This is a genomic window from Aquiflexum sp. (assembly GCF_977115555.1).
Map to the genome: position 1 here is coordinate 1 of NZ_CDSBKL010000102.1, position 11,678 is coordinate 11,678.

Annotated in this window: 10 protein-coding genes; 3 read left to right on the forward strand and 7 right to left on the reverse strand. The window is 40.4% G+C overall.

The genetic code is table 11. The features are described from left to right. The 3 genes from ACZFYI_RS08270 to ACZFYI_RS08280 all read right to left on the reverse strand — a co-directional run bounded on the left by ACZFYI_RS08270 (nucleotide 1) and on the right by ACZFYI_RS08280 (nucleotide 3,007). Nucleotides 1-966: a YpdA family putative bacillithiol disulfide reductase gene (locus tag ACZFYI_RS08270; protein ID WP_462523651.1), complete on the reverse strand. Its 966-nt coding sequence runs from the start codon at nucleotides 964-966 to the stop codon at nucleotides 1-3. Nucleotides 967-1,067: 101 nt separating this feature from the next. Further along, nucleotides 1,068-1,853 carry an NRDE family protein gene (locus tag ACZFYI_RS08275; protein ID WP_462523652.1) on the reverse strand — a complete coding sequence of 262 codons (786 nt, stop codon included), beginning with the start codon at nucleotides 1,851-1,853 and terminating at the stop codon, nucleotides 1,068-1,070. A gap of 47 nt (nucleotides 1,854-1,900) precedes the next feature. Further along, nucleotides 1,901-3,007 (reverse strand): alkene reductase, encoded by a 1,107-nt coding sequence (locus tag ACZFYI_RS08280; protein WP_462523653.1) that lies wholly within the window; start codon nucleotides 3,005-3,007, stop codon nucleotides 1,901-1,903. A gap of 259 nt (nucleotides 3,008-3,266) precedes the next feature. Between ACZFYI_RS08280 and ACZFYI_RS08285 the strand changes: the two genes are divergently transcribed. Further along, nucleotides 3,267-3,641 carry a BlaI/MecI/CopY family transcriptional regulator gene (locus ACZFYI_RS08285; RefSeq protein ID WP_462523654.1) on the forward strand — a complete coding sequence of 125 codons (375 nt, stop codon included), beginning with the start codon at nucleotides 3,267-3,269 and terminating at the stop codon, nucleotides 3,639-3,641. Then, nucleotides 3,641-5,689 (forward strand): M56 family metallopeptidase, encoded by a 2,049-nt coding sequence (locus ACZFYI_RS08290; RefSeq protein WP_462523655.1) that lies wholly within the window; start codon nucleotides 3,641-3,643, stop codon nucleotides 5,687-5,689. Before ACZFYI_RS08285 ends, ACZFYI_RS08290 begins: the two co-directional genes overlap by 1 nt. 81 nt (nucleotides 5,690-5,770) lie before the next feature. On the opposite strand, the gene ACZFYI_RS08295 is transcribed toward ACZFYI_RS08290, so the two are convergent. The 4 genes from ACZFYI_RS08295 to ACZFYI_RS08310 form a co-directional block, all read right to left on the reverse strand. Next, on the reverse strand, nucleotides 5,771-7,000 hold the full coding sequence (locus ACZFYI_RS08295) for an RNA polymerase sigma factor (protein WP_462523656.1): 1,230 nt from the start codon (nucleotides 6,998-7,000) through the stop codon (nucleotides 5,771-5,773). Nucleotides 7,001-7,037: 37 nt separating this feature from the next. Beyond that, nucleotides 7,038-7,379 (reverse strand): YciI family protein, encoded by a 342-nt coding sequence (locus ACZFYI_RS08300; RefSeq protein WP_462523657.1) that lies wholly within the window; start codon nucleotides 7,377-7,379, stop codon nucleotides 7,038-7,040. A 360-nt stretch (nucleotides 7,380-7,739) separates the two neighbouring features. After that, nucleotides 7,740-8,558 carry an FkbM family methyltransferase gene (locus ACZFYI_RS08305; protein ID WP_462523658.1) on the reverse strand — a complete coding sequence of 273 codons (819 nt, stop codon included), beginning with the start codon at nucleotides 8,556-8,558 and terminating at the stop codon, nucleotides 7,740-7,742. Nucleotides 8,559-8,982: 424 nt separating this feature from the next. Further along, on the reverse strand, nucleotides 8,983-9,714 hold the full coding sequence (locus ACZFYI_RS08310) for a DUF6090 family protein (protein ID WP_462523659.1): 732 nt from the start codon (nucleotides 9,712-9,714) through the stop codon (nucleotides 8,983-8,985). Nucleotides 9,715-10,059: 345 nt separating this feature from the next. Here ACZFYI_RS08310 and ACZFYI_RS08315 point away from each other — a divergent pair. After that, nucleotides 10,060-11,678, forward strand: a 1,619-nt coding sequence (locus tag ACZFYI_RS08315; RefSeq protein WP_462523660.1) for a carbohydrate binding family 9 domain-containing protein, incomplete at its 3' end; no start/stop codon positions are given.

Sequence of the window (11,678 nt, forward strand, 5' to 3'; positions counted from 1 at the left end):
TTATTCTTTCCCCACAATATCCTTTACAATCTGCTCTGCATGGACGATTGAATTTTCGATAAAGAATTCCCGGGTATTCAGTCCGCCACAAACAACGCCTGCGAGGTATACTCCCGCGACATTTGATTCCTGATTAGCTTGGTCATAGCAAGGTTGGCGCTTTTCGTCAAGACTGAGTTCCACACCCAATTGGTTTAACAATGCAAAGTTTGGCTTATAGCCTGTCATGGCCAAGACAAAATCATTTTCTATCGTCACTTCTCCTTCAGGCGTGTTGAGAATGACTTCCTTTTCCCTGATTTCTTTGACAGTAGTATGGGAAAAGGCCTTGATAGAACCTTCTTTGATGCGGTTTTCGATATCCGGCTTGACCCAATATTTGACATTGGAATCGATGCCTTCGTCTTTGAGTACCATAGTGACATCAGCGCCCTTTCTCCATGTTTCAAGAGCGACATCTACGGCAGAATTTGCTCCTCCCACCACGATGATTTTCTGACCGATGTATGGCCAAGGTTCTTTGTAATAATGCGTCACTTTTGGCAGGTCTTCACCCGGCACATTCATCAGGTTTGGCAAATCATAAAAACCCGTGGAAAGGATGATATTTTTGGTTTGGTAAATGGCCTTGGAGGTGACGATTTCAAAAATTCCCTCTTTCTTAGAAACGGTTTTGACTTCTTCGTACAGGTTGATTTTGAGTTTCCAGGTTTTGGCCACCCTACGGTAATACTCCAAAGCCTCTGTTCGCGTAGGTTTATGGGCAACTGACATAAAAGGAATACCCCCCATTTCGAGTTTCTCAGAAGTCGAAAAAAAAGTCATATTGAAAGGATAATTGAATAGGGAATTGGTCAAAACTCCTTTTTCGACGATGATATAATTCAGTCCTACTTTTTCGCACTCTATCCCACAGGCCAATCCAATCGGTCCGCCACCGACTACAAATACATCCAATATTTCCATCACAAAGAGAGTTTATTAATCCGGAGCAGAGTTATGTACCCACAAGCCGGATGAATCAAATTACAAAATTTTTGGGGATACCTACCCAAATGACAACAAGCTTATCCTATTTTCTGTTTGGCTGATTCGGCCATCTGAAACTGAACCTGGGTTTCTTCGATGCGGTTTTCTGCCTGAAAATAGCGGACTTCCTTCATTTCTACTTCGCCAGAATGTTTCCAAAGCAAGACGGTGGTATTGATCGTGCCGTAATAATTGCCCACATTGATAAACTGCGATGAAAGCAGCCGCTCTTGTTCCAAAGTTGCACCTGTAGAAGGGAGAAAACGATCCGGTTCGATTTCGCGTGAAAGTAAAACTTCCCTCAATCCGTTCAGCTCGATTTCATTGTTGTCGATTTTGGCATGCAGTTTTTCTTTGGCTTTTACGAGTTTTGCCCAGGGTGTTTCCAAAAGAGCATTGCTCAAACCATAGAGTCCATTTTCCAAACGGTAGATTCCGTCTTTTTTATTTGACAGGTAAAACAATTGTTCCCCTTCTCCGACCAAAAGGTTGAAACCATCATATTGGTCTTTCTCCTTTTCGATAGCCAAAAGATATTCCAATGGATCGGTATTTCCTTCCAAAAAATTCTTGACCAGATCGCCTCGTGATTTGGCGTTTTGTTTGACATTCTTAAGATCACGGTAATTGGTCAAAGTTGCAAAACGGCCATTTGGGTGCAATCCCAACCAAGTCCCGCCTGCTTTTAGGTCTTTGCCTGCATAGAACCCCTGTTCCCAAAGTTGGATAGAAGCAGTCGGCCGCTCAAAAAACTCATCCCTGTTGGCTACCAGGATGAATTTATATTCGGGGTGGTTGTTCCAATTGAAAGCTATTAAACACATGTTCGCAAAGTAATAAAAAGGCCGAAATATCTCGGCCTTTTTTTGAATTAAACAAGCGTCTGTTCTTGGTAGGAAGGATAATCTGTGTATCCTTTTTCACCGGTAGTATAGAAAGTAGCAGTGTCCCACTCTGCCAATGGAACATGGTTTTCAAACCTTTCCACAAGGTCAGGATTTGAAATAAATGGTTTGCCAAAAGCCACTGCATCTGCAAAACCGGCTTCAATCACTTGATTCCCTTTTTCTTGGTCAAAACCGGCATTGATGATAATTGTACCTTTATAGATCGGTCTGTATCTTTTGGCAATTTCAGGTTCTGCGAAAGGAATGTCAGACACATCTGTGAATGGCTCGGATAAATGGAGATAAGCCAAATCGTAGTCGTTTAGCTTGTTGATGATATAATCAAAAGTAGGGATGGTATCTTCATCCATTGTCATGCCAAATACACCATGAAGAGAGGGGTTCAGCCGGAGCCCAATCCTGTTTTCAGGCATCACTTCTTTGATGGCATCGATCACTTCAAACAAAATCCTAGCTTTATTTTCAATGCTTCCTCCATATTGGTCAGCCCGAACATTGGAAGTACCGTTGAAAAACTGGTGAAACAGATAGCCATTCGAAGAGTGGATTTCTATACCGTCAAAACCTGCCTCTATCGCATTTTTTGCAGCATTTTTAAAATCAAGCACAGTTTGTTGGATGTCCTCCAATGTCATTTCTCTTGGTGTGACCGTTTCTTTAAATCCTTCAGGCGTGTATGATTTTGAATGTGGATTGATGGCAGAAGCTGACAATGGAAGTTTGCCATTATGAAAATCAGGATGTGACATTCTGCCGACATGCCAAAGTTGGATAAAAATTACGCCTCCTTTTTCATGAACTGCTGCTGTTGTTTTTTTCCATCCTTCGGCTTGTTCTTGGGAATAAATCCCGGGAGTATTGATATAGCCGACAGCCATTTTGGATACCTGCGAACCTTCCGTGATCAATAATCCTGCGGAAGCTCTTTGTGAATAATAAGTGGCTTGAAGTTCTGTTGGGACATTTCCAGGATTATTTGCCCTGTTTCTGGTCATCGGCGCCATGACAACTCTGTTTTTCAGTTCTAAATCCCCTAACTGCAATTTTTCTAAAAGTGCTTGTGTACTCATCGTGTTTTAATTTTGTTGGTTTAATTCAATGTATATACAACTAATTGGATTTGGGTAAGGTTCAGTCTTACCAAAATATAAAACAGAACCGTCTTCGGTCAGTCTGGGGATGTGCTTGGAAAGGAAATTCGATTGTATTCAAAATCAGAACTTGATTTTTAACAACCTTTAAGATTGATCTACGATAAAAATCGTATAAAATATTTGCATTACGATTCATTTCGTATAACTTTGTACGAAAATAATCGTATTGACCACTATGCAAGCTAAACCAACAGAATCCGAACTTGAAATCTTGGCCCTGCTCTGGCCCATGAAGCAGGCAACGGTGAGGGAAATCCACGAAAAACTCGCGGAAACCAAAGACACTGGCTACACCACCACGCTCAAGACCATGCAGATCATGCATGCCAAAGGACTCCTGCGTAGGGATGAACAGAACCGGACCCACATTTACTTTCCGGCCGTGGATGAAACCGTTACCCAAAAAAACCTCGTGACCAATTTTATGGCCACAGCATTTGGCGGCTCTGCCAAAAACCTGGTAATGCAGGCACTCGGACAGGGCAATCCCTCTAAAGAGGAATTAGATGAAATCCGCGCTTTCTTGGACCAACTGGAAAATGAACAATAATGGAGACTTTATCCACTTTTATCGCTGAACCCTATTTGCTCGCCCTTGGTTGGATGATCGTCCATGCCCTTTGGCAGATTGCAGGAATTGGTTTGATGCTCTGGCTTTCGCTCAGGTTTTTTGGCAAAAAGTCAGCTGCTTTCAAATACAGGCTGAGTATTTCAGCGCTTGTATTGATTACTGTTTTGGCTATGGGCACTTTCCTCTATTCCATTCCACAATCAAAACCGGATCAATCGGAGGCCATTCACCAAAACTCTGAAATGGAGCATGGGAAGCAGGCCGATTCCAACCACCTGATCGAGGCTCCTTCTGATTGGATGATTGTATCGAGACGTATAGAAAATTGGCTTCCTACATTGGTTCAGATCTGGTTTTTGGGAGCCATGATGTTTTTGGTAAGGTTAGCCACATCCCTGGCAGACATCCGCAACCTTCGGCAAAAGAAACATGAGACCGTAGAATCTCATTGGGAGGAAGTATTGGAAAAACAACTCCAATCGCTGAAAATGTCCAAACCGGTGCAGCTTCTCAAAAGTATCCATGTGGACATGCCGATGACTTACGGCATATGGAAACCTGTCATACTCATTCCTGCGGCACTTTTCTTCCAGCTTTCGCCTTTGCAGCTTGAGGCCATCATCGCCCACGAACTCGCCCACATCAAGCGTCACGATTACCTCCTGAATCTGATCCAATCTGTCTTGGAAGTGCTTTTCTTTTTCCACCCTATATTCTGGTGGATCAACAAAACCGCCAAAGAACAACGGGAGAATGCCTGCGATGACTTGGCGATCAGCATGGGGATTTCTCCAAAAGACCTTGCTTTTGGCCTTGCCAGTGTACTGAACTATGCCAAAAACCCAACACCGGAAATCGCCATGGCCGCCGCCAAAACCAATAACCCTACCCTAAACCGCATCAAAAGAATAATGGGAATCAAAACTTCCTCTTCACAACCAACTACTATAACCAGCATGACCATGATGATTACACTTCTGCTTGGCGCCACCCTGATGGTCGGTGCAAGCGACAAACCTGCGACCGATTCCTTTGAGGAACTCATGTACACGGAATTGAACACCTCAACGATCGAAGGAAATTGGTCAGGACCTTTTCTCGACTATAGCCGGGATACCGTTCCCGTAAAAGCTCCTAACTTCATCAAAAAAGGGGATTGGGAAAAACTGACTCCTGAACAAAAAGAGAAATTTGAAAAAGAAATGGAGGTATTATCCAAAAATCTCCCTCCGGTTTTTGATGCTTTCCCAATGCCTCCTATGGCTTTTGAGGGAATGGATAATATGCCAATGATGGATTTTGTCATGGCACCCATGCCTCCTATGACTTTTGACATGTCCACCATGCCACAGTTTGACATCAGCCCTGTTCCGCCAATGAATCTCGGTAATACTCCCTTCATGGCATTTCCTGACAGCATGCAGTTTATGGCCTTTCCTGCCGATGTATTTTTCCTGGGAGATTCAGGGCAAAGTTTCCACTTTAACTACAGATACGATTTTGACACAACAAAAATGTCTAAGGCTGAAATCGAAAAGAAAAAGGCTGAAATGGAGGCCAAATGGGCAGAAGCAGATAAAAAACGAAGTGAAGCCATAGAAAAATGGCAAAAAAAGGCCGAGGAATGGGAAAAAGAATTTGCCCCAAAAGCAGAAGAATTTGAAGCCAAAATGAAGGAATGGGAAAAAGCCAATCAGCCAAAAATCGAGGAATTTGAAAGGAAAATGAAAGAATGGGAGAAAGCTAATGAACCTAAGATGGCCGAATACCAAAAGAAAATAGAAGAATGGCAAAAGGCCAATGAACCGAGGATGGAAGAATTCCAAAAGAAAATGGAGGAATGGCAAAAAGCTTACCAGCCAAAGATGGAGGAATTTGAAAAGAAAATGGAAGAGTGGCAAAAAGCCAATCAACCAAAAATGGAGGAGTTTCAGCGAAAGATGGAAATCTGGCAAAAAGAACAACAGGAGCAAATGCAGCAACTCCAAAAAACCATTCAGGAAGCAATAAAAAAAGGGGACAATTAGTCCCTTTTTTTTGTTTGCTTTATTTCAATTCCTAAAACAAACCTAAAATCAATCAGCTTAATGTTTGTGAAGGAAAGGGTTTTATTCAAGGCTGTTGATTTTGTTTCTGATGAATATTTTTTCGGTTTCGGTTTTACAAAGTGCAAATGCTTTCTCTAATGAATGGATAGCCTTCTCATGGTCCGTTTCCTTGTACAGCTCACTTAAAAGAAGGTGATAGAAATGATTGTCCTGCAAATCCAATGTCTCGGCTTCTTCCAGCGCTTTTGCATTTCCCTTGACTTTTGATAGTGCAATCAGCCTGTTTAAGGCGCCAATGGGAGAAGGATCTATTTTAAGCAGTTGGTCATAAAGTTTTAATATGCTTCCCCACTTTTCATGGTGGTCATTTTTGACAGTATGCCAATAGGCAATGCTTGCCTCCAGGTAATATTTGGATGCCACTTCCCATTTAGATGCCTGCTGTAAATAGTAAAAGCCTTTTTCAATAAGAATTTTGTCCCATTGATTTTCATTTTGGTCCTGATAAAGAATCAATTCCCCATTTTCCGAAAGTCTTGCCTCCAAGCGGGATGAATGAAAGCACATCAGTGACATCAGTGAATTGCTTGCATGGCTGTTGGTAGCATCATGTTGAAGTAATAAATACGCCAAATTCATTGCTTCAAGACAGAGTTCTTTTCTTATAATGGAATCATTGCTTTCTGAATAATAACCTTCACTGAACAGCAGATATATGGTCCGAAGGACAGTGTCCAACCTTGTCTGCAACTGACTTTCAGATGGAATTTGTAACTGTACATTTTCTGAACGGAGCTTTTCTTTTGCTCTGTGCAGTCTTTTGTTGATGGTTTCCTTATTTGTCAAAAAAGCATCCGCGATTTCATCAATTCCAAAACCGCAGAGTACCCTCAATGCCAAGCTGATCTGGGAACTATCCGAAATAGCCGGGTGGCAAATGGCAAAAATCATCCTCAACTGACTGTCTTCGATATTCTGGTCCGACAAATCAATTTCCAATTCATCCCATTCTTTACCCTGCATGGTCAGTTCATCGGAGATTTTATCCCTGAATATCATTTTCCTTTTGAAGTGGTTTTTGGCTTTATTCTTGGCTACAGCATACAGCCAGGCGGTAGGGTTTTCAGGAATACCCTGATAGGGCCAAGTTTCCGCTGCCAAAAGAAAAGTTTCGCTGGTCAGGTCTTCTGCGATGGCTATATGGTCAATACCAAATGTTTTGGAAAGTACAGCTACTATCTTGCTGTATTCCGTTCTGAACAAATTAGGGACGAGGTCATTTTTTCCCATAAAAAAAAAGCCCCAATCGGGGCTTTAGGTTAAAATTTCAATGTGTAGCGATTTGTCTGACTTCAACGGTGTTTCCTTCCCCTTGTAATACAGGAGAACCTTTAGCAAATTCTGCCGCCTCATCTGCCGATTCTGCCCTTACGGTAATGAATCCACCAAGCGTTTCTTTGATGTCTCCAAAAGGTCCATTGGTAACCATTTTTCTATGGTCCACCACCTTTGCATCCTCAAAGAGCAATCCTGTACCACCGATAAATTTGTTTTGTGCAGCAATACTTTCTACCCAATCCATTTGTTGTTTCATCCATTGTTGCATTTGCTCCGGTGAAACTTTCCCATTGGCATTTTCATGTCTGAAAATAAGAAGGAATTCTTTCATTTTTGTTCGTTTAAAATTGTCATTGAATAACTGATTTACAATTCAATAACAATCGGGTTTTGCGAAATTGGACATAGTCTTTCAAATATTTTTGAAATTCAGTATTTGATAAGAGTAGTTTTTGAGTTTTCTGATCAAAATAAATAAAAACAATCAAGTTAGACTGATTTGGACTTATGGAGCCTGATCTATCGACCACTCAGTGTATTTGGGAATTTAGCAAAAGAAAAGAAATGTTCCTTTTGTTCTGTCGGAATACAAAGTCAAATTTTTGAAAATAGGGGAGATTCGGCTTTACTTCCTGTGGAAAATATATGCAGGCATTTTATGAATTACTGTCTTATTTCCTGTGTTCGTGGTTTATTTCTCTTCGGTAAAATAACTTTTAAACTTGCCTAATGGATGCAACATGGCGACAGTATTGGATCCGAATTTTTTAACTGCATAATCATTGTCCCTTAAATGACTGAGACAGGAGGCCGTATCACTTTCGCTCAAGTGGGTATTTTCAAAAATAATCACATTGGGTTTTGATTTCTTTATATCGAAAATCCGTATTACCTCGAAATCGTACCCTTCTACATCAATCTGCAACAAATCAAAGGTTGAGATGCTATATTTTTTTAATAATGTTTCAGGGGAAATCATCAAGACATCTTCTGAAACTATGCGTTCTGATTCGGCCGGGATATGTATTTTATATTTCAAACATTTTGCTTGAACCAGTCCGGTAGAAAACGCTTTTTCGACATTTTCTTTTTGAAAAGATGCCAAGCCGGTGGCCCACCTCATGTCCGAAAAGCCGATTTTGTATAATGGACGTTTTCCATCTTTTTCACCGATTGCGGCACACAGTGTATGAATACCCTTATTCTTTTGATAGATTTTTTTTAAATAATGCTCATATACATATGGTTGGGGCTCTAATAACACGCCATTCCATTTATCTCTCTTGATAAATTTGTGTATCGGGTCATGTGTTATTCCATCATTGGCTCCAATCTGAATTACTGTAAGACCGTCAATTTTGGACTTGGAATACTCATTCAAAAATTCTTCTAAGCTGCCTTTTTTGGGCCGGTACAGGTATTTATAGTAACCAATAAATAAAGGATTGTTCTCTGAACTCAACTTGAACCGAATAGTCCCTATTGCTTTTTTAATATTTTTCTTCATCATTTTAAATGAATACAATTTTGTGCCAAGTGATTTAATTCTTCATGCCTGTTGCTAACGGCTAGATAGCATGCTTTCAGCCAATTTAAAAATAATTAATGAAAATAAATCTGAATTTACATCTAAGCCCGGAACGGCTTGAAACTGCTGCTAAACCAAGGATATGGGCGGTAAAGGATTGCCATATCTTTATATTATTTCCATCTTTTCCATCATTCAAAAAATCACTATTATCCTCTATTCAATCTGCACGACAAGTTTAATGGAATCTCAAAACAAGGAGTTCAGGCGGTTCAAAGTTTTGTTATTACAATGAATTCCCGCTTTTGATTTACGGGTTCTTGGCTAGGGGATTTTTAATTTTTTGGAAAACAGATTCATTTAAACAGCAGCGTTGTAGTTGGGACTATACTTTGTTGAATTTCCTTTATTTCTCAAGGGCTTCATTTTCCAACAATTTTATAACAATTGCCATTTTCATTTTTAATTGGAATAAACTTATAGCATAAAAATATCTTTCTTCGATGAAGTTTGTCAAGTCCAAAAATATCTTTTCGTTTTTGGCTTTTTTCAGTTCAGAGTAGGACCAGTATTCTTTTTCTTTGGGATAATTCCAACGGATAGTTTCTTCCATTCGCTTTAATGATTCATAGTTGCTAGCAAGACGGGGATTTAATTCCATGTATATCTCCTGAATATTTTGAAACAGTGACTTATTTTTAATCAAACCTGATTTTCCATCCGATATTAACGAATGAAATGCCCCATTTGTCGGTCTAAAGGAATAACCCCTGTAAAAAACGTATGCAAATTTTGTTGTGTCTAATTGGTTGAAGAAGTATTGGTACTTATCGGGTTGGTGAAATTCTTTTTTTAAAATTGAACTGTCAATACTGGTTAGTATACTGATAGCATTTATATGATCATTAAGGATATCATCAACCTGAATGATGTCTTTTTCCAAGTCACTTTTTATACCTTCCAAGTAGTTCCTCACCAGTTGGTTATCTTTCCTGTTTTCATTCCAATTATTAATCTGTAGAGCAATAAGGATTCCAATGACCACAAGCACAATTTCCCCAATTGCGTATTGCAGATATTTACCGGTTTTTCCTGCTGGAAGTAAACTTTTTCTAACTTTTCTAAAGAATTTCATCATACGTAATTGGTTAATTTCTATCGCTTTAGAATTGATTACTTATGGAAGATATGGAGTTCTTACTTTTATATAAACATTCTAATTCAAAAAATGAGAGAGACTTCATAAGGGCAGTCGATATTTTGGGATTTTCAGCAAGCAACATGTAAAAATCCTCTTTTCATTTCCACTGAAATCAGCTCTTCTCTCAACTTTCCTTAAGGCCAGCAGTCAACCGCTCGCATAAAAATAACTGTTTTTACAAACTTGTTAGCGCTTCCCCAGTTTAACACGCAAACCCACCAAAGATAGGCCGTTGATATAAAAATAGCCCAACGGTCCATCCAATTCGAATAGTTTTGCACTATGTTTAGAAAGGCCCTTACTATTATAGGACTTGTACTTTGTACTAATACATCGTTTGCCCAGGACATTGTTTTTAAAAAAATTGATACTCCCGTTCTTATAGATGGAGTGATTGACGAAATATGGGCTGAGGCGGATTCTGCCTTTGACTGGATGCAATATTTCCCATACGATTCCTCTTTAGCGGTGAACCAGTCGGTGGCCAAAGTACTATATGATGATAAGAATGTATATGTCCTGGGGATTATGAACAATGCTTCGGAGAATCGTGAATATGTGACTCCTTCACTCAGACGAGATTTTAGAGGTGCCGCGAATGATAATTTTACGGTCATCTTTGACACCTTCCAAGATAGGACGAATGCATTTACATTTGGGATCAATCCTTTTGGGGTTCGCAGAGAAGGCTTGGTGACGAACGGAGGCAGTGGCGAAAGTTCATTTAGCCTTGATTGGGATAACGTCTGGAAGGGAGAAGCCAGGCTTTATAAGGGTTACTGGGTGGCTGAAATCGCCATCCCTCTAAACTCCCTTCGATTCAATGAAGGGCAAAATAATTGGAATATTAATTTTTACCGAATTGATAGTGAGACTGCCGAAAGATCAACTTGGGCACCAATTCAGCGAAATTTCACTCTCTTTAATCTGGCTTCGCTAAGAGAGGCGGAATGGGAAGAACCTACCCAACGAAGCGGAAAAAACATTTCCTTTATCCCGTACCTGTCTGGAAATTACAACCAAAACTTTGAGAAGGGTACGGATGCCCAAAAAGGACTAAATGCTGGATTCGACCTGAAGTTTGGAGTCACACCGGGTCTGAATCTTGACCTGACGGTAAATCCTGATTTTTCACAGGTGGAAGTAGATCAACAAGTGACTAATCTGGATCGTTTTGAGATTTTCTTTCCTGAGAGAAGGCAGTTCTTCCTGGAGAATGCCGATCTCTTTGCTGATTATGGATTGAACGGAACCAGACCCTTTTTCAGTAGAAGGATAGGTGTTTCCCAGGATGAAAGTACTGGGCAAAACATTGAATCTGCAATACCGCTTGGAATGCGACTAAGTGGAAAAGTAAATGATAACCTACGGGTGGGTGTATTAAGCATGCAGGTGGCAGATGATGAGGCGGCTAGCTTGCCTTCATACAATTATTCCATGGTTTCGCTGCAGCAAAAAGTCTTTGCAAGATCGAATATTTCTGCATTTTTTGTCAATAAGCAGACTTTTGAAAGTCCTGAGGAGTATAGTGACAGCTTATACAATGAATGGGACAGGACCTTTGGAGTGGATTACAACCTAGCCTCTTCGGATAACAAAATCAACGGTAAGGTCTTTTACCATCAAAATATCAATCAAGCTGAGCTGGATAGTTCATTTGCAGCAGGAATGGAACTCCAGTACAGTGTACCTGAATGGTCGCTAAATATGCGTTCTCAAATAGTAGGCGCGAATTACGCACCGGAGGTTGGCTTTGTCCGCAGGACAGATATCCAACAATTGGCTATGACCTACAGAAGGAGTTTCTTCCCATCATCCGGAGGGGTTCAAAGACATGGTCCGGGCTTAGATTTTGATGTATTGGGAAATGAAACCTATGGCATGCTTGATTGGGATGCAAA